The sequence below is a fragment of the Arthrobacter sp. NPDC080086 genome (assembly GCF_040702285.1).
This window is the reverse complement of record NZ_JBFBKP010000051.1, coordinates 1-24,998: the sequence shown is the minus strand read 5'-3', so window position 1 is coordinate 24,998 and position 24,998 is coordinate 1. Positions and strand designations below refer to the sequence as shown.

26 protein-coding genes are annotated in these 24,998 nt (G+C 70.9%); 6 read left to right on the top strand and 20 right to left on the bottom strand.

The window, feature by feature from the left end; all coding sequences use genetic code 11:
- Positions 1-35: 35 nt before the first annotated feature.
- The 15 genes from AB0305_RS16040 to dacB all read right to left on the bottom strand — a co-directional run bounded on the left by AB0305_RS16040 (position 36) and on the right by dacB (position 15,621).
- Positions 36-1,583 (bottom strand): MDR family MFS transporter, encoded by a 1,548-nt coding sequence (locus AB0305_RS16040; RefSeq protein ID WP_364135921.1) that lies wholly within the window; start codon positions 1,581-1,583, stop codon positions 36-38.
- 106 nt (positions 1,584-1,689) lie between these two features.
- Positions 1,690-2,577, bottom strand: a complete 888-nt coding sequence (panC, locus tag AB0305_RS16035) for a pantoate--beta-alanine ligase (RefSeq protein ID WP_364135918.1) — start codon at positions 2,575-2,577, stop codon at positions 1,690-1,692.
- A 25-nt stretch (positions 2,578-2,602) separates the two neighbouring features.
- A complete protein-coding gene (locus AB0305_RS16030) occupies positions 2,603-3,499 on the bottom strand; it encodes a DUF2520 domain-containing protein (protein ID WP_364135915.1) in 897 nt (298 codons plus the stop codon).
- On the bottom strand, positions 3,492-5,099 hold the full coding sequence (locus AB0305_RS16025) for a PH domain-containing protein (protein WP_364135913.1): 1,608 nt from the start codon (positions 5,097-5,099) through the stop codon (positions 3,492-3,494). The genes AB0305_RS16030 and AB0305_RS16025 overlap by 8 nt, the downstream gene beginning before the upstream one ends.
- On the bottom strand, positions 5,096-5,608 hold the full coding sequence (locus tag AB0305_RS16020; RefSeq protein WP_364135911.1) for a PH domain-containing protein: 513 nt from the start codon (positions 5,606-5,608) through the stop codon (positions 5,096-5,098). The genes AB0305_RS16025 and AB0305_RS16020 overlap by 4 nt, the downstream gene beginning before the upstream one ends.
- Positions 5,589-6,113, bottom strand: a complete 525-nt coding sequence (locus tag AB0305_RS16015) for a DUF3180 domain-containing protein (protein WP_364135908.1) — start codon at positions 6,111-6,113, stop codon at positions 5,589-5,591. The genes AB0305_RS16020 and AB0305_RS16015 overlap by 20 nt, the downstream gene beginning before the upstream one ends.
- Positions 6,110-6,682 (bottom strand): 2-amino-4-hydroxy-6-hydroxymethyldihydropteridine diphosphokinase, encoded by a 573-nt coding sequence (gene folK / locus AB0305_RS16010; RefSeq protein ID WP_364135905.1) that lies wholly within the window; start codon positions 6,680-6,682, stop codon positions 6,110-6,112. Before folK ends, AB0305_RS16015 begins: the two co-directional genes overlap by 4 nt.
- Positions 6,679-7,038 carry a dihydroneopterin aldolase gene (folB, locus tag AB0305_RS16005; protein ID WP_364135902.1) on the bottom strand — a complete coding sequence of 120 codons (360 nt, stop codon included), beginning with the start codon at positions 7,036-7,038 and terminating at the stop codon, positions 6,679-6,681. Before folB ends, folK begins: the two co-directional genes overlap by 4 nt.
- Positions 7,039-7,050: 12 nt before the next feature.
- Entirely contained in the window at positions 7,051-7,968 is a 918-nt protein-coding gene (gene folP, locus AB0305_RS16000) for a dihydropteroate synthase (protein ID WP_364135899.1), read from the bottom strand.
- 12 nt (positions 7,969-7,980) lie between these two features.
- A complete protein-coding gene (folE, locus tag AB0305_RS15995) occupies positions 7,981-8,541 on the bottom strand; it encodes a GTP cyclohydrolase I FolE (protein ID WP_364136673.1) in 561 nt (186 codons plus the stop codon).
- 111 nt (positions 8,542-8,652) lie between these two features.
- Entirely contained in the window at positions 8,653-10,719 is a 2,067-nt protein-coding gene (gene ftsH, locus AB0305_RS15990) for an ATP-dependent zinc metalloprotease FtsH (protein WP_364135896.1), read from the bottom strand.
- Positions 10,720-10,920: 201 nt separating this feature from the next.
- Complete coding sequence (gene hpt / locus AB0305_RS15985; protein WP_290257019.1) at positions 10,921-11,472, bottom strand: hypoxanthine phosphoribosyltransferase; 552 nt, start codon at positions 11,470-11,472, stop codon at positions 10,921-10,923.
- 29 nt (positions 11,473-11,501) lie between these two features.
- Positions 11,502-12,593, bottom strand: a complete 1,092-nt coding sequence (gene tilS / locus AB0305_RS15980) for a tRNA lysidine(34) synthetase TilS (RefSeq protein WP_364136671.1) — start codon at positions 12,591-12,593, stop codon at positions 11,502-11,504.
- A 140-nt stretch (positions 12,594-12,733) separates the two neighbouring features.
- Positions 12,734-13,864 carry a zinc-dependent metalloprotease gene (locus AB0305_RS15975; protein WP_364135893.1) on the bottom strand — a complete coding sequence of 377 codons (1,131 nt, stop codon included), beginning with the start codon at positions 13,862-13,864 and terminating at the stop codon, positions 12,734-12,736.
- A 185-nt stretch (positions 13,865-14,049) separates the two neighbouring features.
- Positions 14,050-15,621: a D-alanyl-D-alanine carboxypeptidase/D-alanyl-D-alanine-endopeptidase gene (gene dacB, locus AB0305_RS15970; RefSeq protein WP_364135889.1), complete on the bottom strand. Its 1,572-nt coding sequence runs from the start codon at positions 15,619-15,621 to the stop codon at positions 14,050-14,052.
- A gap of 153 nt (positions 15,622-15,774) precedes the next feature.
- On the opposite strand from dacB, the gene AB0305_RS15965 reads away from it, so the two are divergent.
- The 4 genes from AB0305_RS15965 to AB0305_RS15950 all read left to right on the top strand — a co-directional run bounded on the left by AB0305_RS15965 (position 15,775) and on the right by AB0305_RS15950 (position 19,187).
- Entirely contained in the window at positions 15,775-16,263 is a 489-nt protein-coding gene (locus AB0305_RS15965) for an inorganic diphosphatase (RefSeq protein WP_290257022.1), read from the top strand.
- 170 nt (positions 16,264-16,433) lie between these two features.
- Positions 16,434-17,759 carry a carboxylesterase family protein gene (locus AB0305_RS15960; RefSeq protein ID WP_364135885.1) on the top strand — a complete coding sequence of 442 codons (1,326 nt, stop codon included), beginning with the start codon at positions 16,434-16,436 and terminating at the stop codon, positions 17,757-17,759.
- A 3-nt stretch (positions 17,760-17,762) separates the two neighbouring features.
- Positions 17,763-18,521, top strand: coding sequence for a DUF429 domain-containing protein (locus AB0305_RS15955; protein ID WP_364135882.1), 759 nt, complete (start codon positions 17,763-17,765; stop codon positions 18,519-18,521).
- A 66-nt stretch (positions 18,522-18,587) separates the two neighbouring features.
- Positions 18,588-19,187 (top strand): hypothetical protein, encoded by a 600-nt coding sequence (locus AB0305_RS15950; protein WP_290257025.1) that lies wholly within the window; start codon positions 18,588-18,590, stop codon positions 19,185-19,187.
- On the opposite strand, the gene AB0305_RS15945 is transcribed toward AB0305_RS15950, so the two are convergent.
- Both AB0305_RS15945 and serS read right to left on the bottom strand, forming a co-directional pair.
- Entirely contained in the window at positions 19,184-20,029 is an 846-nt protein-coding gene (locus tag AB0305_RS15945; RefSeq protein ID WP_290257026.1) for an HAD family hydrolase, read from the bottom strand. The genes AB0305_RS15950 and AB0305_RS15945 overlap by 4 nt on opposite strands.
- Before the next feature lie 135 nt (positions 20,030-20,164).
- Positions 20,165-21,445, bottom strand: a complete 1,281-nt coding sequence (gene serS / locus AB0305_RS15940; RefSeq protein ID WP_364135877.1) for a serine--tRNA ligase — start codon at positions 21,443-21,445, stop codon at positions 20,165-20,167.
- Between the two features lie 78 nt (positions 21,446-21,523).
- Here serS and AB0305_RS15935 point away from each other — a divergent pair, with 78 nt between their 5' ends.
- Positions 21,524-22,585, top strand: a complete 1,062-nt coding sequence (locus tag AB0305_RS15935) for a diacylglycerol kinase family protein (RefSeq protein WP_364135874.1) — start codon at positions 21,524-21,526, stop codon at positions 22,583-22,585.
- Between the two features lies 1 nt (position 22,586).
- On the opposite strand, the gene AB0305_RS15930 is transcribed toward AB0305_RS15935, so the two are convergent.
- The 3 genes from AB0305_RS15930 to AB0305_RS15920 all read right to left on the bottom strand — a co-directional run bounded on the left by AB0305_RS15930 (position 22,587) and on the right by AB0305_RS15920 (position 24,238).
- On the bottom strand, positions 22,587-22,805 hold the full coding sequence (locus AB0305_RS15930; RefSeq protein WP_290257029.1) for a hypothetical protein: 219 nt from the start codon (positions 22,803-22,805) through the stop codon (positions 22,587-22,589).
- A 120-nt stretch (positions 22,806-22,925) separates the two neighbouring features.
- Positions 22,926-23,897 carry a prephenate dehydratase gene (gene pheA, locus AB0305_RS15925; protein ID WP_364135871.1) on the bottom strand — a complete coding sequence of 324 codons (972 nt, stop codon included), beginning with the start codon at positions 23,895-23,897 and terminating at the stop codon, positions 22,926-22,928.
- 14 nt (positions 23,898-23,911) lie between these two features.
- Positions 23,912-24,238, bottom strand: coding sequence for a rhodanese-like domain-containing protein (locus AB0305_RS15920; RefSeq protein WP_290257031.1), 327 nt, complete (start codon positions 24,236-24,238; stop codon positions 23,912-23,914).
- 120 nt (positions 24,239-24,358) lie between these two features.
- Between AB0305_RS15920 and AB0305_RS15915 the strand changes: the two genes are divergently transcribed.
- A partial coding sequence (locus tag AB0305_RS15915) for an amidase (RefSeq protein WP_366173371.1) occupies positions 24,359-24,998 on the top strand: 640 nt, incomplete at its 3' end.

Genomic DNA, 24,998 nt, shown 5'->3' with positions numbered 1-24,998 from the left:
CTTGCCCGCTCCCCCTGCCCCAGTGGCCGGTTCTCTCAGTGGCCCGCTGGCCCTGCCGCCCCTTCGGTCTTGCGCATCAGCAGTGAGAGCACGAGCGCGGCGACGGCGATCGCGGCGGCGGTCAGGAACGCCGCGTGCATGCCCGCTGCCGGACCGGACGAGACGGAGACCACCGCGAAGATCGAGACCAGCAGCGCGGTGCCGGCCGCGCCGGCCACCTGCTGCAGGGTGCTCAGGATGGCCGAACCGTGCGAGTACAGGTGCGGCGGCAGCGGGTTCAGCCCGGTGGTGAAGGCGGGGGTGAACAACAGCGCCAGGCCTAGGCTGAGGGTCACATGCAGGCCGATGATCCAGCCCACCGGCGACTGCGCGTCCAGTCCGGCGAGCTGCCAGAGCGAGAGCACCATCAGCACGGAGCCGGTCACGGTCAGCGGCAGCGGGCCCACCTTGTCGAACAGCCGGCCGATCACCGGGCCCAGCAGGCCCATCGCGAGACCGCCCGGGAGCAGCACCAGGCCGGTTTCCAGCGACTTCAGGCCGCGGATTTCCTGCAGGTAAAGCGGCAACAGGATGACGGCGCCGAAGAGCGCGACCATCGCGACCACCAGCAGCAGCACGGAGACGGTGAACATCCGGAAGTTGAAAGCCCTCAAGTCCAGCAGCGGCTCGTCCCGCTTCTGCAGCCGCAGCTGCCGGAACACGAACGCGGCCAGGGACACGACGCCGACGGCGAGCGCGGCCACCGCGGGGGCGGGCGGGCCGGAGGTGCCGCCGCCGATCTGGCTCAGGCCGTAGACCACGCCTCCGAAGGCCGGGATGGTCAGGACCACGGAGAGGGCGTCCAGCCGGGTCTTCTCGTTCTCGCCGATGTTGCGGAGGTACTTGGCGCCGATCGCGAGGGCCAGCAGCGCGATGGGCAGGACGAAGACGAACATGAAGCGCCAGGAAAAGTTCTGCAGGATCAGGCCGGAGACGGTGGGACCCATGGCCGGGGCCACCGAGATCGCGATGCTGACGTTGCCCATGACCGCGCCGCGCCGGGAGATCGGCACCAGGGTCAGGATGGTGGTCATCAGCAGCGGCAGCATGATGGCGGTTCCGGCGGCCTGGACGATCCGGGCCAGCAGGAGCACCGGGAAGCCCGGGGCAAGGGCGGCCAGCAGGGTGCCGCCGGAGAACAGTCCCATGGCCAGCATGAAGACGGCCCGGGTGGTCAGCCGCTGCAGGATGAACCCGGTGGTGGGGATGACCACGGCCATGGTCAGCATGAAGCCGGTGGCCAGCCACTGGACCGTGGGCGCGTCCACGCGCAGGTCCACCATGAGCCGCTGCAGCGCGACGTTCATGATGGTCTCGTTCAGGATCACGACGAAGGTGGCCACCAGCAGGGTGGCGATGACCGTCACGGATTCGCGGGACAGCTTCTCCGGCGCGGGTTTGGCCGTGCGGGCGTTCGCTGCCGGGGCGCCGGCGGGGATTTCCGCGCGGTTTCCGGTTCCGGTGCTCTCTGCGTCGGTGCTTTCGGCGTCGATCCGGGGCGGGGCCAGGCCCTCCTGGACGGTGGAACGGGATTCTTCAGGCATGGGGTTCCCTCGGGGATGCGATGGCGGATTGGCGGACACGGCCGCCACTACGATTCTCAACCCTCCGGCCGGAAAGGTCATTCCCTCCCGGCGGACTATTTGTTCCCTAGGAGTCCAGGGGCACGTTGTCGATCAGCCGGACCGGGCCCACCTTGGCAGCGATGAGCACCAAAGCTTCGCCCCGGAACGGCGTCTCGCGGCAGTTCTCCGCGAGCGGCTCCAGGGTGAGCGGATCGACGACGTCGAAGTAGTCCAGTTCCACGAGCGGCTGGGATTCCACCAGCGCGCGGGCGGAGTCCAGGTCGAGGGGTTCGTGCGCGTTCGCCCGGTCCTCCACCAGCCGCAGCGCCCGCGAGAGGACCAGCGCGGCCTCGCGTTCGGCGTCGGAAAGGAAGCGGTTCCGGCTGGAGAGCGCCAGCCCGTCCGCCGACCGCACGATCGGGACGGCCACGATCTCCACCGGGAAGTTCAGGTCCGCCACCATCCGGCGCACCAGGGTCAGCTGCTGGGCGTCCTTCTGGCCGAAGTACGCCCGGTAGTCGGCCTGGCCGGCACCAGGCAGCCCGTAGTGCAGCAACTTCGCCACCACGGTCAGCGCGCCGTCGAAGTGCCCGGGGCGGGAGGCGCCCTCCCACTTCTCGGCCAGCGCGCCGGAGGTGATCCGGACCATCGGCTCCCCGCCGGGGTAGACCTCCTCGACGGACGGCGCGAACACAAGGTCCACGCCCTCCGCCTCCAACAGCGCCAGGTCCGCCTCCAGCGTGCGCGGGTAGCGTTCCAGGTCCACGGCCTCGCCGAACTGCAGCGGGTTAACGAAGATGGTGGCCACCACCACGTCGTTCTGCGCGACGGCGGTGCGCGCCAGCGCGGCGTGGCCCTCGTGCAAGGCGCCCATGGTGGGGACGATGCCCTGGGAGCTGCCGCCCTTTTCGGTGAGCAGGCGGGCACTCTCGGCACGCAGCTGCGCGGCGGTGGTCACCAGCTGGATGGGCATATCGGGGTCCTTCCTCAGGAAACGGTCAGTCCGGTGCGGCGCCGTCGAGCGCCTGGCGGATGCCGTCGATTTGGTCCGGCCTGAGCAGCCCGCGGCTGCCCGCGCGGCGGGCCGTCGCCCGCGCCATGGCCAGGTAAGCCTCCAGAATATCCCCGCCGGAGCCGCCGTCGAGGTCCCGCAGCGCCTCCGCGTGCGCGGCGACGGTGCCGGCGTCCCCGCGGGCCACCGGTCCGGTCAGCGCCGACTCGCCGGAGGCGAGGGCATTCTCCAGGCTGGCGCGCAGCAGCGGGCCCAGCATGCGGCCGGGTTCCTCGACGCCAACCTCGCGCAGCATTTCCGCGGCCTGTGCCACCAGGGTGACCAGGTGGTTCGAGCCGTGGGCCAGGGCGGCGTGGTACAGCGGCCGGTCCCCCTCGGCGATTGCGACGGGCTCGGCCCCCATCTCCACCACCAGGGCCTGGGCGATGGGCAGCATGGCCGGGTCCGCGGTCACGCCGAAGGTGCAGTCCAGCAGGCGGGTCAGGTCAAGGCTCATCCCGGTGAAGGTCATGGCCGGGTGCAGGGCCAGCGGCACGGCGCCGGCGGCACGGACCGGATGCAGGATGCCGACGCCGAAGCGCCCGGAGGTGTGGGCCACCAGCTGCCCCGGCTGCCAGGCGCCGAGTTTCGCGAGCCCGTCCACCAGCGGGCCGAGGGCGTCATCCGGGACGGCCAGCAGCACCAGTTCGGCGCGTTCGACGATGTCCTGGATCTCCAGGACCGGCACGCCGGGCAGGAGCGTGTCCGCCCGTTCACGGCTGGCCTCGGAGACGGCGGAGACGCCGACGACGGCGTGTTCGGCGGCGCGCAGGGCCGCGCCGAGGACGGCTCCGACCTTTCCGGCGCCGATGATTCCGACGCCGAGGCGTCCTGGCTTAGCCATGCTGTGGGCCTTCCTGTGGATCTTCGGCGGTGTTCCCCGCCGGCTGGGGATTGGGGCTCAGGCGTGCAGCCTGGGCCAGGAGCAGGGCGCGGCCTTCGGCCATGCCCGCCTGGATCACCCGGGGGGCCACCGGTCCGGAGGTGGTGTGCAGGACCAGGTCCACGACGCCGAAGCGCCGAGCCACGGGTCCCTGGTGCAGGGCGATGGACTGGGTGCGTCCGTGCGGCACCACGGTCAGGTGCCGCCACCAGCGGCCGGTGCGGATCAGCAGCGCACTGCCGGTCACGGCGAAGCCATTGCGACGCCATCCCAGCGGCGCGAGCAGCCGGGCGCGGCGCGGGGTGGTGGTGAAGCCGCCGTCGGTATCTCCGATGGTGTGGGCGGGGTCCCGCCGGGCCTGGATGCGGGCTGCGGGCGCCAGCCCGCTCAGCCCGGCGGCGAGGACGGCGTGGGCGTCAGCGCCCTCGGCTTCCGCGGCGAAGGATTGATCGGAGCCCGGCCGCGCGGCCCCATCGGGCAGCACCAGGTCCAGCAGCGCGGTCACGTCCTGCAGGGTGCCGACCGGCAGCAGGGTGGTCCGGGCGGATCGTTGGCTGTCCTGGCCGGGCGTCCCGTAGCCGGCGACGTTGACCTGGATGCGGTACCAGCCCAGCGGCCGCCAGAGCGGCGGCTGGCTGATCCGCAGGGCCTGGATCCTGCCCGGCGGGAGCGTCTGGGCGAGGGTGTCCAGCAGCCCGTACTGCAGCCGGATTCCGGCCCGGGAGGCAGCCGCGGTGAAGTTGTAACCCTTGCTGAAGGAGGTCCAGAAGCCGGCCAGGATGCCGAGCCCGGCGGGGACCAGGTAGAAGGAGAAGCTCCGGTTCTCCGTGAAAGCGGAGAACAGCACTGACGCAGCGGCACCCAGCAGCAGGACCACGGCCTGCTCGCTGAGCAGCAGTGAACCGGCCAGGCGTCGGGGCGGGACGGCCAGCACCGGCCGTTCGGGCGGGTCCGCGGGCGCGGCCGGTCCGGGCGGCGCCGCAGGTCGCGCAGCGAGCTGTGCATCGGGCTGTGCATCATGTCCCTGGGCGACGGGTACCGCGGCGGCCTGTCGCGCAGCGCCCCGCAGGGCGGCCTCGCGAACGGCGGCGTCAAGGATGGCGGCGCGCAGCCGGCGGGCCTCCGCGACGCGCAGGTAGGCCAGATGCACCGCCGACTGCCCGGCGTCGGCCACCTCGAAGCGCAACTCTGCGAGGCCGAAGATGCGGGCCAGCAGCGGCTGGACGACGTCGATCGCCTGGACCCGGTCCAGCCGCGCCTGCCTGTGCTGCTTGACCAGAACGCCGGTGGTAACCCGGACGAAGCCGCCTGCCACCTGATAGCGGGTGGAGTACCAGCTCAGGACGAAGCCGGACACCACCAGCAGCAGCATGGTGCCGCCGCCCAGCAGCAGCCAGGGCGCGCGGCCCGCGAAGCGCTCGTCGAAGACCGGGCCGCCGCGCAGCAGCCGTTCGGCGGCGTCGCGGCCGAAGAAGAAGAACAACGCCGCGAGTGCCAGCCAGCCGCGGACAAACGGCGAGGCGGGGTGCACCCGCTGCCAGTTGTCGGTGCCGCCGTTCACAGTCCGGCCAGCCGGGCCTCGCCGCGGGCGGTCAGCTGCTCCCGGAGCCGGGCGCCCTCCGCGGCGGGCAGGCCCGGGATCACGGCGCTGGTCCCGGCGGAGGCGGTGTGGAGTTTCAGCGTGCAGAGCCCCAGCGCCCGCTCCACGGGTCCGGCCGCGATGTCCACGTACTGCATCCGGCCGTAGGGAACCACCAAGGTGCGCTGGAAGAGGATGCCGCGGCGGATCAGCAAATCATCGAGGCGTTCGGCGTAGCCGACGGCGCGGACCTGGCGCGGAATCAGCACCAGCCGCCAGAGGGCCAGCAGCAGGTAGGCGGACGGCAGCGCGACGGCGAACCACAGCGGCGGCCACCGCCACGCTCCGGCGAACACCAGAGCCAGCGGCAAGGCCAGGGCGGCGGTGACGAGCACGGTCTCGGCGCCCCAGCCCAGCAGGCGGGCCGTCAGGTAGCGCGGCGAGACCCGCAGCCAGGAGATGCCCGGCGGATCAATCGCCTCGGTAGGCATATTCGCCTTCGGCTTCCGGTTTTCCGCGCTTCCCGGCCACCCCCGGGGGCTTGCCTGCGTCGCCGTCCTCCGGCGGGATGCGGCAGAACCGCTCCACCATCAGCCCCACCACGATCATCACCAGGCCGCCGCCAGCCATGGCCGCAATCTGCCAGGTGATGGCCTGGCCGCTGCGGACATTCCAGAGCCGGAGCTGGTCCATGAAGATCCCGGCATGCCAGCCGAGCAGCATGGCGCCGGTGTACGCGCAGGCCTGGGCGAGAACCAGGGTCCAGGCGGCCAGGATGGGGTTCAGCAGCTGCTTCTTCTTGCCGTTGCGCCAGCGCAGCACCCGGATGCCCAGCACCAGGGTAAGGACCACGATCACGCCCATGGTGATCAGGCCGGTCAGCGGCAGCACCGGGGTGGCCAGGCTGTAGCGGGCCGCCAGCAGGGTCGCGGCCCAGCCGGCGGCGGCCAGGCCGACGCCGATCACCAGTAGCACCAGCGGGTTGGTCAGCTTCATGGCGACACCGCCGGGCCGTTGGCGCCGTTGAGTTCCTCGAAGCCGTCGAAGGGGGCCAGGTCCCGGAAATCGGCAGCCCGGACGGCGAGATCGGCGACGCGTTCGCCGCCCAGTTCCGCCGCGGGGTCGATCAGGGACCACGGGTACAGCACGAAGGCCCGCTCGGCCGCGCGCGGGTGCGGCAGCGTCAGGACCGGGTCGCCGCTGACCAGCTCGCCGTAGGTGACGATGTCCACGTCCAGGGTGCGGGGGCCCCAGTGGACCTCCCGGACCCGGTGGTGCTTCCGTTCCACGGCGTGGCAGTGGTCCAGGAGCTGGCGCGGGGACAGGGAGGTCTCGACGGCGATCACCATGTTCAGGAAGTCCGGTTGGTTGGGCGGGCCGCCCACGGCCTTGGTCTGCACGATCGGCGAGATGGCCAGCAGCCGCACCTCCGGCGGGTCAACGAGGTCGGCGACGGCGGCGGAGAGGGTGTCATTCCGGGCGCCGAGGTTGCTGCCGAGCGCCAGGACGGCGCGGGCGTACGTGGCGGGTTCCGGCGTAGCCGGGGCGTGCGCGGCGGAGCTCATGGGCGTTCCCGGTGCACACTGACGGCAACGTCGCCGAAGTGGACCTGAATCGGGGCCTTGGGCTTGTGCACGGTGATGTCCACGGCGGTGACCGGGAAGCGTTCCAGCAGGTCCTCGGCGATCCGGACGGCCAGGGCCTCGATCAGGTTCACCGGCGCACCGGTGACCCAGCCACGGATGCATTCGGCCACCTCACCGTAATGCGCCGTGTCCAGCACGTCGTCGCTCTCGGCGGCGGCGGTGAAGTCCAGGTGCAGGACGGCGTCGACGACGAAGGGCTGCCCCTCGCGCCGTTCGAAGTCGAACACGCCGTGGTGCCCGACGGCGGTGACGCCGCTGAGCGTGATCCGGTCCATGGTTCCGCCGGCCTAGCTGTTGCCGGACGTGGTCATCCGGGCGGCGGCCTTGACCGCGTCGAGGTTCGGCCCGACGTCGTGGACCCGGACGGCCCAGGCGCGCCGGAAGGCGCTGATCGCGGTGATGGCGGCGGTGGCGGCGTCGCGGTCCTCGGGGGCGGCGGCCTTGCCGGCGACCGTCAGGAGGCTGCCCAAAAAACGCTTCCGGGACGCGGCCACCAGCACCTTGTGGCCCATCGCCTGCAGAACGTCCAAGTGCTGCAGGAGCTCCCAGTTCTGTGCCTCGTTCTTGGCGAAGCCCAGTCCCGGGTCCACGATGATCTGCTCCGGCGCGGCGCCGGCGGCGACCAGCTTGTCGCGGACGCCGGCCAGCTCGGCCGCCACCTCGGCGGCGACGTCCCGGTAGTCGGTCAGGGAGTCCATGGTGCGGGCGTCCCCGCGGCGGTGTGTGAGGACGTAGGGCACCTTGCGGCGGGCCACGAGTTCCACCATCTCCGGTTCGATGGTCAGCCCGGAGACGTCGTTGATGACGGCGGCGCCAGCGGCCAGGGCCGCCTCGGCCGTGGCGGCGTGGGTGGTGTCGATGCTCACCAAAGCGCCGGCCTTCACCAGCGCCTCGATCACGGGCAGCACGCGGCGCTGTTCCTCGTCCGGGGTGACCTCGGCGGCGCCGGGGCGGGTGGACTCGCCGCCGACGTCGATGATGTCCGCGCCGGCGTAGTACATCCGCAGCCCGGCGGAGATGGCCTGTTCCGGGGTGGCGTGGCGGCCGCCGTCGCTGAACGAGTCGGGGGTGACGTTGAGGATTCCCATGACCAGGGTGCGGTTCGTGGGCAGGTCCTTGAAGGCGGCTGCCGGCCTCGGCTTCCGCAGCACGGGCAGCGGCGAGGTGGCAGGCCCGGTTCCGGGGGCTGCGGCGAGGGAGTCCATAGTGTGTCTTTCTTACCTTCCGAGGATGAGGCTCATGGCTTCGGCGCGGGTGGCCGGGTCATGCAGTTGCCCACGGACCGCGCTGGTGACGGTCTTCGCGCCGGGTTTACGGATGCCGCGCATCGACATGCACAGGTGCTCGCATTCGACGACGACGATCGCGCCGCGGGGCTTGAGGTGGGTGGTGAGCGCCTCGACGATTTGGGTGGTGAGCCGTTCCTGCACCTGCGGGCGGCGGGCGAAGAGATCCACCAGCCGGGCCAGCTTGCTCAGGCCCGTGACCTTGCCGTCGTGCGAAGGGATGTACCCGACGTGCGCGACGCCGTGGAACGGCACCAGGTGGTGTTCGCAGGTGGAGTAGAACGGGATGTCCTTGACCAGGACCAGTTCCTCGTGGTCCAGGTCGAAGGTGGTGGCGAGGATTTCAGCCGGGTCGTGGTGCAGGCCGGCGAACATCTCCGCGTACGCCTTGGCCACCCTCTTGGGGGTGTCCAGCAGGCCGCCGCGGTCCGGGTCTTCGCCGATGGCGAGCAGGATTTCGCGCACGGCCGCCTCGATCCGGGGCCGGTCCACCAGGGTGGCGGTGCCGCCGTCGGCCCCCGCCGCCACGGAACTCTCCGGGCGGAAGGGATCGGCGGCGGCCGAAACGTCGTCGTCGTCGAAGTAAGAAGTCACAGCAAAAGCCTAGCCGGGAAGGCCGTCAGGCCCCAGATCCGTGGTCCCGCCCTGGAAGGGCTCCTGGCCGGGGACGCCCTGGGCGTGCGGCGGCTGGGTGTCCAGCGGTTCCTCCAGGCGGGCCTTGGTGGCTTCCTCCTGCGCCTCCCGTTCGGCCTTCTCCTGGCGGGACTCCACCGGGCCGACGTCGTGGATGGGCCGGGTCTCCTTGGAGAGCCAGATCTCGCGGAAGTCGCGCTTGCGGATGTCCGCGAAGACCTGGGCGATCTCGTTCTGGTTCAGGGTCTCGCGCTCGAGCAGTTCGAGGGCCAGCTGGTCCAGGACGTCGCGGTTGGCGGTGAGGATCTCGTACGCCTCGTCGTGGGCGTTCTCGATCAGGCGCCGGACTTCCTCGTCAACGACGTAGGCGATCTGGTCCGAGTAGTTGCGCTCGTGCCCGGCGTCGCGGCCCAGGAACGGCTCGCCGCCGCCCTGGCCGAGGCGGACCGCGCCGACGCGCTCACTCATGCCGTACTCGGTGACCATCTTCCGGGCGATGCCGGTGGCCTTCTCGATGTCGTTCGAGGCGCCGGTGGACGGGTCGTGGAAGACCAGTTCCTCGGCGACGCGTCCGCCCATGGCGTATGCCATCTGGTCCAGGAGCTCGTTGCGGGTCACGGAGTACTTGTCGTTCTCCGGCACCACCATGGTGTAGCCGAGGGCCCGACCGCGGGGCAGGATGGTGATCTTGGTGACCGGGGCCGAGTTCCGCAAGGCCGCGGCGACGAGGGCGTGGCCGCCTTCGTGGTAGGCGGTGACCTTGCGCTCGTGTTCCTTCATGACGCGGCTGCGCTTCTGCGGGCCGGCCATGACGCGGTCGATCGCCTCGTCAAGGGCACGGTCGTCGATCAGGTTCGCGTTGGAGCGCGCGGTGAGCAGCGCGGCCTCGTTGAGCACGTTGGCCAAGTCGGCACCCGTGTAGCCGGGGGTCTTCTTGGCCACGGCCTTGAGGTCGACGCCGGGAGCCATCGGCTTGCCCTTGGCGTGAACTTTGAGGATCTGGTCGCGACCGATCAGGTCCGGGGCCTCCACGGAGATCTGCCGGTCGAAGCGGCCGGGGCGCAGCAGCGCCGGGTCCAGCACGTCGGGCCGGTTGGTGGCGGCGATCAGGATGACGTTGGTCTTGACGTCGAAGCCGTCCATCTCCACCAGGAGCTGGTTGAGGGTCTGCTCGCGTTCGTCGTTGCCGCCGCCGATGCCGGCGCCGCGGTGACGGCCCACGGCGTCGATCTCGTCGACGAAGATGATCGCCGGGGAGTTGGCCTTGGCCTGCTCGAAGAGGTCGCGGACGCGGGAAGCGCCGACGCCGACGAACATTTCAACAAAGTCCGAGCCGGAGATGGAGAAGAAGGGGACGCCGGCCTCGCCGGCGACGGCGCGGGCCAGCAGCGTCTTTCCGGTGCCGGGAGGGCCGTAGAGCAGCACGCCCTTGGGGATCTTGGCGCCTACGGCCTGGAACTTGGCCGGTTCCTGGAGAAATTCCTTTATTTCCTGGAGCTCCTCGACGGCCTCGTCGGCACCGGCGACGTCGCTGAAGGTCACCTGCGGCATGTCCTTGTTGACCATCTTGGCCTTGGACTTGCCGAACTGCATGACCTTGGAGCCGCCGCCCTGCATCCGGGAGAGCAGGAACCAGAAGAGCACACCCAGCAGCAGGACCGGCACCAGCAGGGAGAACAGGCCGGAGAACCAGTTGCTCTCGACCGGCTGGTCGGTGAAGCCGCTCGGCGGCTTGGAGTCCGTGACGGCCTTGACGACGTCGGCAGCGCGGGCGTTGACGAAGTAGAACTGGACGTTCTTGCCCTTGTCCTGGCCGTCAATCTGCAGGTTGTCCTTCAGGACCAGGTCCACGCGGTTCTCGGCGTCGAAAATCTTGGCCTGTTCAACCTTGCCGCCGTCGGTCAGGAGCGCCAGGCCCTTGTCCGTGTCGATGCGGCTCGACCCGCCCGGGGCGAGGGTGGCAAAGGCCAGCAGGAGCATGCCGATGACGACGACAATCCAGATGCCGGGGCCCTTGAAGAAACTCTTAGCTTTCATCTGATCGGGGGCTGGCCCCGTCCCTCCTGGTAGTGCTGCACGGCGTCCCATGGGCGCGCGTGTGGTGCTGCGTCAGTCTAGCTATACACCGTCGCTGTACCTCACGCACGGTCGGGATCAAAAGTTCCCTATGGGCGTAGCGGAGGGCGGGGTCCGGCCCGGCCGCCGGGTCCCGTGGGCGCCGGCGGCGGCGCGGCGGACTTACTCGTAGACGTGCGGGGCGAGGGTGCCCACGAAGTCCAGGTTGCGGTACTTCTCTGCGTAGTCCAGGCCGTAGCCGACGACGAATTCGTTCGGGATGTCGTAGCCGACGTACTTGACGTCGATCTGGACCTTGGCCGCGGTGGGCTTGCGGAAGGCGGTGCAGATTTCCACCGACGCGGTGCCGCGGGATTCCAAGTTGGTCTTGAGCCAGGACAGGGTCAGGCCGGAGTCGATGATGTCCTCGACGATCAGGACGTCCTTGCCCATCAGGTCCGTGTCCAGGTCCTTGAGGATCCGGACGACGCCGGAGGACTGGGTGCCGGAGCCGTAGGAGGAAACGGCCATCCAGTCCATGGAGACGTGGCTGTGCAGCGCGCGGGCGAGGTCGGCCATGACCATCACGGCGCCCTTGAGCACGCCGACGATCAGCAGCTCGCGGCCCTCGTAGTCCCGGTCGATCTCTGCGGCGAGTTCGGTGATGCGGGACTGGATCTGTTCCTTGGAGTAGAGAACGTGCTTAAGGTCCGCCTGGACGTCGTTTGAATCCACCAATGGCTCCTGTGTAGATGCGGGTGCGACTAATCTTGGGGCCGTTTGTGAGGCCGGAATACTAGCTTCCCACAGCGGGCCGCCTCGCGGGGAACGCCGCCGGTGGCCGGGCCGCCCTCCGCGGGGTGGCCGGGCGCCTGGTCGGACGGCTGACCGGACGCCTCCCCGGCGGCCGCCTGCAGCTGGGCGAGCGAGAGCCGGTAGACGCTGACGCCGCCGGGCAGCTGCACGGGACCGGCCGATCCCCGGCGCCGCAGCAGGTCCTCGGCGGCGAGCAGGCGCTGGTGGCTGGGCTGCTGGCCACCGACCTCGGCCGCGGCCTTCGCGATCACCCGAAACCTGAGCGCGGCCGGCAGGGCGCGGAGCTCGTCCTCGGGCAGGCCGAGGTCCCCGCCGTCGTAGGTCTTCAGCGTGAGGTACGTGTCGTTCGCCACGGAGTCCAGGTAGTCGGCGTCGGCCTGCAGGATGGCGGCGGTGCGGGCCAGGGACTCGGCGACGCCGGGGCCCAGTTTCTCCTCCAGCATCGGCAGGACCTCCACCCGGGTGCGGGAACGGGCGAAGGCGGGGTCGGCATTGCTCGGGTCGTGCCAGGGATCCAGGTCTTCGGCCGCACAGATTTCCAGCGTCTCGGCCCGCCGCAGGCCGAGGAACGGCCGGAGAAGCCGCCCGCGGGCCGGCCGCATGCCGGCCAGGGAGCGGGTGCCGGAGCCGCGGGCCAGGCCAAGCAGGACCTGTTCGGCCTGGTCGTCCAGGGTGTGGCCGAGCAGGATGGCCTGCGCCCCGGCGTCGTCAGCCGCCGCGTCCAGGGCGGCGTGCCGGGCTTCCCGGGCGGCCGCCTCGGGCCCCATCCCGGTTGCGGCGACCGTGACGGTCCGGATCTCCACGGGAGCGAGTCCCAGCTCCCGCAGCGCCGCGGCGGCGGTCCGGGCGACCTCGGCGGAGCCGGGCTGCAGCTGGTGGTCGACGACGACGGCGCCGACGCTGATCGGGTGGCCGTCCACGTGGCCGCGGCGGGCGAAGTACGCCGCGGCGGCGGCGAGCGCCAGGGAGTCGGGACCGCCGCTGCAGGCGACGAGGACGCGTTCGGGGTAGCCGGCGTCGGCGAGGGCGGTCTCGAGCAGCTTCCGCGCCTTGCCCAGCACTGGCGAGAGGCGGCCTGGCCGGCGCCGGCCGGCGGGACGGGCTACGTGTCCGCTGGCGGGCCCGCTGGTGTAGTCGTGGGCGTCCGCGGTGGCGGGTTGGTTCGTGGGGGGCATGCCGCTTAGAGGCCCATCCGTTCGACCCAGAGCTTGGAGTCGTGGATTTCGGGTTCGGTGGGCAGGTGGTCCGCGGATTCCCAGACCCGGTTGAACCCGGCCATGCCGACGGTATCCACCACCTCGCGGACGAACTTGGAGCCGTCGCTGTACTGGCGCATCTTGGCGTCCAGGCCGAGCAGGCTGCGGATGAACTTCTCCACCGCGCCACGGTCCTTGCCGCGGGCGTTGAAGCGCTGCCGGATGGTCTTCACGGACGGCACGATGCTGGCGTCCACGGCATCCATGACCACGTTGGCGTGGCCCTCGAGCAGGCTCATCACGGCGGTCAGGTGCGAGATCGCGGCCTTCTCCTCCGGGTCCTGCAGCAGGTCCAGGATGGCGCCGCGGCCGGGGGCGGCCCCGGGAGCGGACCGGTCCTTGAGCGACCTGGCTGCCGCGGCTGCGCGTTCCATGATCGAGTCGACGTTGCCCAGCAGGTGCCCGCTGAGGCCCTCGATCTGGTCCAGCATGTGGTGCCTCAACCAGGGTGCGGCGGCGAACTGGACCCTGTGGGTCTGCTCGTGCAGGCAGACCCAGAGCCGGAAGTCTTCGGGTGCGACGTTCAGTTCCCGTTCCACCGAGATGATGTTCGGCGCCACCAGCAGCAGGCGGCCGGCGGCCGGGGCGGTAGAGCCGGGGGCCAGGGCGGAGAACGGGTCGTACTGGCCGAGGACCTTGCTGGAGAGGAAGGCCAGGATGGCGCCGAGCTGGCTGCCGGTGATGGCGCCGCCGACGCTCGCGCTGCCGGGGCCGATGCTGCCGCGGCGGCCCTCCAGCATCTTCTCGATGGCGGGCTGCAGCATGACGGCGAAGCTCTGGGTGTTGGCCTTGGCCCAGGAGGCGCGGTCCACCACCAGGACGGAGGAGTCGCGCAGGTCCCGGGCGGCCTCCAGGCCGGTGATGTCGTGGACGTGCGGGACGGAGAGGTCGGCCATCAGGCGGAGGTTCTCCACCGCGGCTCCGATTTCCTTGGCCCCTAGCGTGGGACCGGCCGGCGTGAGCCGCGCGGCAGTGGACGCCGCAAGCTCCCAATTCACCAGGGCCTGGGCCTGGGCTGACGTCTCTGCTGATCCGGCGCGCGAGGGGGTCTCCATAGTCCCCATCAGATCACAGGGCCCGGGCCGCCGCACAGGACTCCGCCCCGGACCGGGCCCGTTTCGACGGTTCCCTGCCGGTTCCACGGCCGGCAGCATCGAATCGGCGGGGAACCGTCGAAGTGGCGGGTCGGGTGGCCGAGGACGGAGACGTGTGGCGGGCTGGGTCAGTAACGGGGGCTGGCTCAGCGGCAGCCGCAGGCCGCGAGGGTGGAGGCGGTCCGGTCCAGGGCCTCCTTGTTGCCGGCCGCCCCCGGGGTCAGGCCATTGCCGATGAAGGAGAAGACCAGGAGCCGGCCGTCGGCGTCCACCACGTAGCCGCTCAGGGCGATCACGGAGTTCAGCGTTCCGGTCTTGGCCCGGACCAGGCCCGCGCCGGCGGCGGTGGTGGCGTCCGTGTACCGGCTGCCGAGCGTGCCGGTCAGACCGGCCACCGGGAAGCCGGCCAGGGCGGAGCGCAGCCGGGTGTCGGGGCCGTTGGTCATGGCCCGGACCAGCTCCGTGAGCTGCCGGGCGGTGACCCGGTTCTCCAGGGTGAGCCCGGCCAGGTCCGCGGCGTGCAGGGTGTCGGTGGGGATCTTGAGTTCCTGCAGCTGCTTCAAGACGGCGGCGATGGCGCCTTCGCCGCTGCCCGGCTGCCCACTGGCCAGTGCCACCATCCGGCCCATGACCTCGGCGAGGTAGTTGTCCGAGGTGCGCAGCAGCAGGTCCACCTGTTCGCCGACGGTCGCGGATTCGGCCTCGGCCAGCACCGCCCCGGCGCGAGGGCCGGCATCCGCCGCTTCGGACGAACCATCTGACGATCCGTCGGACGCGCCGCCGTCGCCCTTCTCTGCCGGATCACTGCCTCCCTGGCCATTGCTGCCCACGTCCCGCGTGGGCGCCTTCGCGCGCACGACGCCGGGTGCCACGGTGATGCCAGCCTCGCCGAGCCGGGCGGCGAAGGCCTCGGCGGCGGTCATGGCCGCGTCCTGGGGCCGGGCCCCTGCGGTGCTGCCGGGCGCGAACCGGGCCCCGTTCAATGCCAGCGGGAACAGCGGCGCCACCTCGCCGGCGGCCACGTCATCCGGGCTCCAGGCGGGGCTTAGGGACGGGCCGGTGAAGAGTGAATCGTCCAGCTGCACGGTGACCGGACCGGTCACACCTGCCTGCCGGAGGGCCGTGACGGTGGACTTGGCCAGGGTCGCCAGGCCGGCGTGGCCCAGCACCGCGTCCGGGGCGGAATCCCCGGCGCCCAGCAGCACGTCCCCGCCGCCGGTGAGGACCACGGTGCCGGGGGTGGCGCCGGCAATCACCCGGGTGGTGAAGCGGCGGTCCGGGCCGAGGGTGCGGAAGGCCGCGGCCGCGGTGAGCAGTTTGATGTTCGACGCCGGCGCGCGGCCCTCGTCGCCCGCCCGGTCGAAGAGGACCTCGCCAGTGACGGCGTCCTGCACCATCCCGGTGAAGGTGCCGCCGCCGTCGGTCTTCAGGGTGGTGTTGAGCCGGCCCGCGAGGGTGGCCGCGTTCGGGACGGGGGCGGCGTCGTCGAGCGGTTTAACCGCGCCGGGGACGGCGGTGAGGGCCGACGGCGGGAGCTGCCACGGGCCCGCGGCGGGCACTGCCGGGGGGCGGGAAGGGCCGGCGAATCCGGGGCCAAGGGCGAAGCCGGCGGGGATCAGGAGCGCGATGACCAGCAGCCCCAGCAGCACGGCCGGAACGCTCCGGCGCCACCCGTCAGCCCGGGAATCCTGCCCGCGCGGGCTGGTTGTGCGTGTCATGGTGCTGATGGTCCTTAGTTCCGAAATGTCCCCACTAGTTCCTGAAACCAGGGCCTGTCGCTATATCCTCAATAATAGTCGGCGGTACCGGGTGGCCTTTTTGGGGCGCCAGCCCGTGCCGCGCACCCCCTTACATCCGTCGAGGAGCATTCCATGAAGCATGACGTGACCATCGAGATCCCCAAGGGATCGCGCGTCAAGTACGAAGTCGACCACGAGACCGGCCGCGTCCGCCTGGACCGCGTCCTGTTCACCTCCATGCAGTACCCGACGCACTACGGTTTCTTCGAGAACACCCTGGGCGAGGACGGCGACCCGTTGGACGCCCTGGTCCTGCTGCAGGACTTCGACCTGCACCCCGGCGTGATTGTCGAGGCCCGCCCGATTGGCGTGTTCAACATGACCGACGACGGCGGCGGGGACGCCAAGGTCCTCTGCGTGCCGGCCGACGCCCGCTTCGACCACATCAACGAGATCAGCGACGTCAGCGAGTTCCTGATCAAGGAAATCGAGCACTTCTTCACCCGTTACAAGGACCTGGAGCCGGGCAAGTGGGTCAAGGCCGAGGGCTGGGGCGACCGCGCCGCCGCCGAAGCCGAGCTGGAAGCCTCAATCAAGCGCTTCGTTCCGCACGCTCACTAAGGCCGCGTCGGTAAACGACACTGCTTTCAGTTTTCTCCTGCCGGGGCCACCCGCGCCGACCGCCCATCTGGGGCGGCGGCGCCGGGTGGCCTCCGGCGTTTAACGGCCGAGCCTTGATCAGCGGCGGACACTGCCAGCCGCGAATCAGGAAGATGTGAAATCGTTGGTTCATGACCACCGAGCCCGCGTTTAACCCGCCCTGCGGCCCCGTGACCGGCTGGCACGACGGCGAGGTGCTGCGCGCCACCGGCATTCCCTACGCCACGGCCGCCCGGTTCCAGCCGCCGGCACCGGCCCCGGAGTGGACCGCGCCCTTCGCCGCGACCGCCCTCTCCCCTGCGTGCCCGCAGGCCCCGGTGCCGTTCCTGGACGACATCCTGGGCACCCGGTACGGCGAACTGCCCGGCAGCGAGGACTGCCAGCGACTCTCCATCACCATCCCGGCGGGCCTCGGGCCGGGAGAAAAAGTCCCGGTGATGGTGTGGCTGCACGGCGGCTCCTACACCTCCGGCTCGGGCGACCTGGCCATCTTCGACCCCAAAGCCCTGGTGGCGGAGAACCGGGTAATCGTCGTCTCGGTCACCTACCGGCTTGGCCTCTTCGGCTACCTCGCCGCCGGCGACGGCCGCCCGGCGAACCTGGGGCTGCTGGACCAGCTGGAGGCCTTCCGCTGGGTCCGCCGCAACATCGCCGCGTTCGGGGGCGACCCGGAGAACGTGACCGCCTTCGGCCAGTCCGCGGGCGGGGATGCCGTAGCCCACCTGATGGCCGTGCCGGAGGCGCCGTCGCTGTTCCGCCGCGCCATCATCCAGAGCGCCCCGCTGGGCATCACCCGCGGACGCGACAAGATGAGCGCCGCAATGGGGGCCGCGGCCCAACACGTCACCGAGGACACCCCGGCACTGGATGTCGTGGCCGCCGAGGCCCGGGTGGCGCGGGCGGCCCGGAAGTTCGGGCTGGCCTCCGCCATGCCGTTCGGCACCCAGTACGGCCACGAACCGCTGCCGCCCGAGGCCGCCATCGAGCAGGCCTGGGACGCCACCGCCCCCGGGATCGAGGTCCTGATCGGGCACACCACGGAGGAGGCGCGGATGTTCCTGCCGCGCAACCGCATCGTGGGCCGGATCGGCCGGGTCCCGGTGCTGGGGAACGCCGTCGTCAAGGCCATCAACTGGGCGGTCACGGAGGCCGTCTACGGCCGGGCGTCCCGGAAGTTCGCCCGCCGCCACGTCCGCGCGGGCGGCCGCGCGCACCGCTACCTGCTCTCCTGGCACGCCCCGGGCAACATCTACGGCGCCGCCCACACCGTGGACCTGCCGCTGCTCTTTGGCGACGAGCAGACCTGGGCCGGGGTGGGCCTGCTCGCGGGCGCCAGCTGGGAGGACGTCAACGTCCCGGGCAAGGCGATGCGGTCGCTCTGGGCCCGCTTCGCCTCCGGTGAAGGGCTCGACGCCGACGGCGGGATCCCCGGCGCGCTCCGCTACCGGGCGGTCTAAGCCGTGCGGACCCTCGGGGTGGACCTCGCCGCGGCGACCAAGAAGACCGCGGCCGCCATCCTCGAGTGGGACGGCGGATCCGCCCGGCTGGTGCACCTGGCCCTCGACGTTGACGACGCCGACATCGTTCGGCTCTTCGGCGGCTGCGCCATGACGGGCATCGACTGCCCGGTGGGCTGGCCCGACGCCTTCCTGCCCTTCATCGCCGCGCACCTGGCCGGGGAGCCGCACCCGGTGCTGGACTATGACGGCATCGAGGGCCGCCGGCTGCTCGCGTACCGGGAGACGGACCGGTTCACCACCGGACTGACCGGATTGATCCCGTTGAGTGTCTCCGCGGACCGGCTGGCGCACCCGGCGATGCGCTGCGCGGTGATCCAGGCCAAGATTGCCCGGGAGCACGGGCTGCAGCCGCGGGATGGCAGCGGCCGGCTGGCCGAGGTGTACCCGGCGGGGTCGCTGAAGACCTGGGGGCTCCTGGCCCGCGGGTACAAGGGCCGGGGCGCGCCCGAGGCGGAGCGGCTGGGCGGGCTGCTGGCCGCGCTGCGCGATGCCGCGCCGTGGCTTGACCTTGCCGGAAACGAGGAACGGCTGGCCGGGTCCGATGACCTGTTCGACGCCGTGATCGCCGCCCTCACGGCCCGGGCCGTGGCGGTGGGGGCAACCGTCGGGCCGGATGAAGCCCACGCCGCGGCGGCACGGACCGAGGGCTGGATCCACGTGCCAACGGGCGGCCTGGACGCCCTCGTGGCCGCCGGATAGACGCCGGATGACGGCCGACGTCGTCCGTTTGCGGCGGCACGGCCACCGGGTAGTGTGGCATCCAGAATGTTCACCCTGACGATCAATCAGACCGACAGCCGTCACGACGGCGACCGCGTGCCGCAGCTCCTCAAGGACCTGCGGCATATTCCGGCGCGCCTCGATTTCGACCGGTCCGTCGAGGATGAGGTCCAGGGCATCGTGGATTGCCCGCGACAGGCTGTGGACGCGGCGCTGATCGCCCTGCGCACCGGCGCTTGGTACGTCGGGATCGGCGTCGGACCCGTGAATGAGCCGCTGCCCAACCAGATCAAGGACGCCTCCGGCCACGGGCTGGTCTACGCCCGGCGGGCCGTGGACCGGCTGCGCAACGGCAAGGAACGGATCCCGGTGGCCGTCGAGGGCCCCCTGGCCGAGCTGGCCGCGGAGGCGGAAGCGGTGCTGCGCCTGCTGGGCCAGATTGTGCACGACCGCAGCGCGGCGGAGTGGCGGGTCCTGGACCTGCTGACTCCCGGCGTCCGGGGCCAGCAGAAGGCCGTGGCCGAGGAGCTCGGCATCACCACGCAGGCGGTGAGCAAGGCAGTGGCGCGGGCCCAGTGGAACGAGGAGCACGCCGCACGGCCTGCGGCCGCCCGGTTGCTGTCCCTGATCCTCGAGGTGCGCTAGAGCAGACTGCGCAGCACGTGGGCCGCGCCGTCCTCGAACACCGAGTGGGTGACCTCGTCCGCGGCGGCAATGACTTCGGCGGGAGCCTGGCCCATGGCCACCCCGCGCCGGGCCCAGGTCAGCATCTCGATGTCGTTCCGTCCGTCGCCGACCGCCACGGTGCGGTGCGCCCCGATGCTCAGCCGGCCGCGGAGCTGCTCCAGCGCGCTGGCCTTGGTGACGCCGGCCGCGGCGATGTCCAGCCAGGCGGTCCAGCCCACCGAGTAGGTGACACCGGCGAGCCCGACGTGCCGGATCGCGGCGTTGAATTCCTCCGGGGTGTTCTCCGAGCTGAACACCACGACGCGCACGGCGGTGGCCTCCAGCATGGTCTGGAAGTCCACGCCGATGGCCTCGACGCCGAAGCTGGCGTCCTGGAAGCGCTCGGTGGAGAGGAAGTTGCCGTCGGCGTCCTCGAGCGCGTACTTGGCGGAGGGCAGCCGCTTCCGGAGTGCCCGCAGCGCGGGTCCGGGATCGAAGGTGGCCCTGTGCAGCACCTCGTAGCCGTCGGCGAGTCCGGAGTCGACGCGGAGGGTGACGCCGCCGTTGGAGCAGACGGCGTAGCCGGTCTCGATGCCGATGTGCTCGATGATGGGCAGCGTGGCGCCGAGGGAGCGGCCGGTCGCGATCATCACCTCATGCCCCGCGGCCACCACGGCCTGCGCGGCTTCCCGGACGGGAACGGACATGTGGCCGTCGTGGTCGACGAGGGTTCCGTCGACGTCGAGGGCGATCATCATTTTGTCGTTGGCGTTGCGCTGGTCGTCGTTGCCAGCGACTGAGGTTTCAGTCAATGTAGTCATCCAACAAGTAGAGCAGACACCCCCGACAACCAGCTAGGACGCGCGCCACAGCACGAAATGAAGCGCCCGTGAACACTTGGGTGGCTGGATGGCGGGGCCGACGGCGGGAGGCTGGCGGGGGGCTGGAGCGAATGGTCAGAGGACGGGCAGGACGGTCATCCCGCCCAGGTACTTCTGCAGCGCGGCCGGCACGTTGACCGAGCCGTCCGGGTTCTGGTGGTGTTCCAGGATGGCCACGATCCAGCGGGTGGTGGCGAGGGTGCCGTTGAGCGTGGCGACCGCGCGGGTGCCCTTGGGGGTGCCGTCCTCGGTGATCACGCGTTCGCGGATGTTGAGCCGGCGCGCCTGGAAGGTGGTGCAGTTGGAGGTGGAGGTCAGCTCGCGGTAGGCGCCCTGGGTGGGGACCCACGCCTCGCAGTCGAACTTCCGCGCCGCGGAGGTTCCGAGGTCGCCCGCGGCGGTGTCTATCACGCGGTAGGGAAGCTCGCACTTGGCCAGCATTTCCTCTTCCCAGGCCAGCAGCCGGGCGTGCTCTGCGGCGGCTTCCTCGACCGTGGTGTAGATGAACATCTCCACCTTGTTGAACTGGTGCACGCGGATGATGCCGCGGGTGTCTTTGCCGTGCGAGCCGGCCTCGCGGCGGTAGCAGGAGCTCTGGCCGGCATAGCGTATGGGGCCAGCGGAGAGGTCCAGGATCTCGTCCGCGTGGTAGCCGGCGAGGGCCACCTCGGAGGTGCCCACCAGGTAGAGGTCGTCCTCGGCGAGGCGGTAGATCTCGGCGTCGTGCTTGACGTCGAAGCCAGTGCCCTGCATGGTCTCGGGACGGACCAGGGTGGGGGTGATCATCGGGACGAAGCCGGCGTCGATGGCCTGTTCCATGGCCATCTGCAGCAGCGCCATCTCGAGCCGGGCGCCGACGCCGCGGAGGAAGTAGAAGCGGGAGCCGGAGACCTTGGCGCCGCGTTCCATGTCGATGGCGCCGATCAGCTCACCGATTTCCAGGTGGTCCTTCGGCTCGAAATCGGGGAACTCGCGCGGGGTGCCGACGGTCTTGACTACGACGTAGTCGTCCTCGCCGCCCTCCGGGACGCCGTCCTCGACCAGGTTGGGAATGCCGCGCAGCAGCTCCTCCTGGGCGGTCTGGGCGGCGTCGGCCTCGGCGGACGCTTCCTTGACCGACGCGGCAAGGACCTTGACCTCGGCCAGCAGGGCCTGCTTCTCCTCGCCCTTGGCCTGCGCCACCTTCTTGCCGAAGGCGTTCTGCTCGGCGCGGAGGTTCTCGTAGCGGATCAGGGCCGCCCGCCGGGACGCGTCCGCGGCGATGATCGCGTCCACCACGGATTCGTCGGCGCCGCGGGCGCGCTGGCTGGCGCGGAACTTGTCCGGATTTTCGCTGAGGTCTTTTACTTCGATCACCAGACAAGAGTATCGAATCCGCACGGGGACGCCGGGCAGTCCGGCCGCGGGGCGGGCCCGGGTTAGTGTTGGAGCACCATGCGCGACTGGCTGCTCTACCTCGTCATCGCTGGAGCCCTGGCCTTTGCCGTCTCCAGCTGGTGGGGCGTGCGCCGACTCAAGGCCAAACACACGCGCAGCGCCGTCTGGGAGGAGACCCACCATCCGGGCCTGGAGCGGCAGAAGGTCGCGGTGGTGCTGAACCCCATCAAGGCCCGCGCGGCCGAGGCGCGTGCCCTGGTGGAAGGGGCGTGCCTGGCGGCCGGCTGGGAGGCCCCGCTCTTCTTCGAGACCACGGCGGAGGATCCCGGCTTCTCGCAGGCGCGGGCCGCCGTCGCATCCGGCGCCGACGTCGTCCTGGTGGGCGGCGGGGACGGCACCGTGCGGGTGGTCGCCGACGTCCTGGCCCACTCGGACATCGCCATGGGGCTGCTGCCGCTGGGCACCGGAAACCTGTTGGCCCGCAACATCCACCTGGACATCGGGAACCTGCATTCCTGCGTGGAGACCGCCCTCTTCGGTCACCAGCGCTTCATCGACACCGCCCGGATGACGGTGGCCAACGGCGTCACCGGCCAGTCGTCGGAGCACGCCTTCCTGGTGATCGCCGGGATCGGGATGGACGCAGAGGTAGTTAGCGACACCAGCGACGGCCTGAAGAAGGCGGTGGGCTGGCTGGCCTACACCGAGGCCGGGGTGCGGCACCTGCCGGGCCGGCGGAAGCGGGTGTCCATCTCCCTGGACGACGAGCCGGAGCAGTCACGCAAGATCCGCAGCGTCCTGTTCGCCAACTGCGGGCTGATTCCCGGTGGCATCGACTTCATTCCGCAGGCAATGATCGACGACGGGATGCTGGACGTGGTGGTGATGAGCCCGCGCAGCGCGATCGGCTGGCTGGCGATGTATTGGAAGATCGTGCTCAAGCACAAGCGGAACCTGCCCGTGATGACCTACTACCGCTCGGGCAAGGTTGTCATCACCTGCGCCGAGCCGATGCCGACGCAGGTGGACGGTGACCCCTCGGGCGAGGCCACGAAGGTCACCGTCCAGATCGCCCCCCGGTCCCTGCTGGTGCGGGTCCGGGAAGACGAAGCCGTCTAGCCTAGCTGGCTTCCTTGCCGGCCTCTTCGGCCTTCTTCGCGTCCTCGGCGGCCTTGGCGGCGCGCGCCTCGCTCTGTTCGCGGATCATGGCCTGCTCCTCTTCGAAGCGCAGGCGGTCCGCGCGGTCTGCGTCGTCACCGTCCCAGTCCTGGTTTTCCGCCGTCGGCTTGGGATTGACGATCATCCCCTGGCCATCGTTGTCATTGCTCGTCGTTGACATGCCCTGCTCCCTCCAGTCGAGGTCTATCCCGGTTTGGTTCCCGCCAGCATACGCCCGTTTACGAGGGGCGAAAGTGCAGGATGGGGCATTTGTCTACGCTTTGGGCGAATGCCGGGAGCGCTATCCGGCGGGCAGGGTTAACCCGTCGGAATCCGGGCCGGTGCCGGACCGGAGGGCCTCCACCCAGGCATGCGCCGCGTGGAACGCCTGGTCCGAGGTGTGCGGCTGGACCTCGGTGCGCTGGCCGTCCGCGCGGCCGTAGGAGCCGAGGAACCGGGTGGCCGGGCTGATCCGGTGCAGTCCGGCGAGGGCGTCGGCCACCCGGGCGTCGAGGAGGTGGCCGTCAGCGTCAATACTGAAGAAGTAGTGCCCCAGATACTGCCCGGTGGGGCGGGACTCGATCCGGCTCAGGTTGACCCCGCGGGTGGCGAACTGGTCCAGGATCTCCATCAGCGCGCCGGGCCGGTCCTCCGGGAGCGGCACCACCACGGTGGTCTTATCCGAACCGGTGGCCGCCGGCAGCTCACCGGGACGTCCCACCAGCACGAACCGGGTGACGGCACCGGGGTTGTCGCCAATGTTCTCCGCCAGGACCTGCAGGCCGGGCTGTTCCGCCGCGACGATCGGCGCGCAGATGGCGGCGTCGTAGGGGGCGCCGTCGAGCAGTCCCATGGCGGCGGCCGCCGTCGAGGACCCCGGGATGTATTCCGCATGGGGAATATGAGCATCCACCCAGAGCCGGCACTGCGCCCAGGCATGGCCGTGGGTGGAGACCCGGCGGACGTCTTCGAGCCGCACCCCCGGCCGGGCGACCAGCACGAAGGTGATCGGTACCAGCGCCTCGCGGAGGATCCGCAGTTCGGGGCCGGTAGCGATGGCATCCAGGGTGGCGGTCACGCCGCCCTCCACCGAGTTCTCGATCGGCACCATGGCCGCGTCCGCCTCGCCGGCACGGACCTTGTCCAGGGCGGTGTTGACGTTCGACGCCGGGATGCGGATGGCCTCCGCGGCGCCGGGAACCTGCAGCAGGGCCGCCTCGGTGAAGGTTCCCTCCGGTCCCAGGAACGTGTACGTGAGCGGTGCGGCAGGCATGGGGTCCCTTGGGGTTAGAGGATGACGGGCTTGAGGCCGTTGTCGGACACCAGCGGCAGGCCGGTCTCCAGCCACTGGTCCATGCCGCCGGCGACGTTCAGGGCCGAGTAGCCCTGGCCCACCAGCCACTGGGCGGCGCGGAAGGATCGGCCGCCGGTTCGGCAGATGACGTAGAGGTCCTCGTCCGGGTCCAGCTCGTCGATGCGGCCGGGCAGCTGGTCGAGCGGGATGTGCAGCGCGCGCTCGGCGTGGCCGGCGGCCCATTCGTAGTCTTCGCGGACGTCCAGTATCTTCGCCGACTCGGGGATGTCGGAAACGGTCACGGTATCGATGTCACTCATGGCAGTCCTCTCCGCAGTACCAGGTGTGCCTCCAGCGTATCGCCAGCCCCGCGCCCTCCCGCGTCCGGCGCGTCAGGTTACGCTTCTGGGACGACGTAGGGAGACCGATGGCAGCGAACCTTGGCTGAGATCCACGAACTGTCCGCCGTGGCGCTGCGGGACGCCCTCCGCGCCGGCGCGCTGTCAGCCCGCGAGGCAGCGGCGCATTTTCTCGCCCGGATCGGGGAGCAGAATCCGCGGCTGGGCGCCTTCATCACCGTCACGGAGGAGCAGGCCGCCAGGGACGCCGACGACGCCGACGCGGCGTTCCACCGGGCCTCCAAGGCCGGCGCCGTGGACTCGCTGCCGCCGCTGCACGGCATGCCGGTCGCGTTCAAGGACCTGACCGACGTCTCAGGGGTCCCCACCAGCCACGGCAGCGCGGCGCTGGAGGCCCGGCCGGCGCTGGAGGACGGTGCACTGGCCGCGGCGTTGAAGGGCGCGGGCGTCGTGTCCCTCGGCAAGACGCAGGTTCCGGAGTTTGGGCTGACCGCGTACAGCGAGAACCGGATCGCCCCGCCCTCCCGTAATCCGTATTCCTTGAGCCGCAGCTCCGGCGGTTCCTCCGGCGGCAGCGCGGCGGCCGTGGCGGCGGGGCTGCTGCCGTTTGCGCCGGGCTCCGACGGCGGCGGCTCCATCCGCATCCCGGCGTCGGCCTGCGGCTTGGTGGGGCTCAAGCCCGGCCGCGGGCTGGTGCCCGCCGGGGAGAGCCCCGGCGACC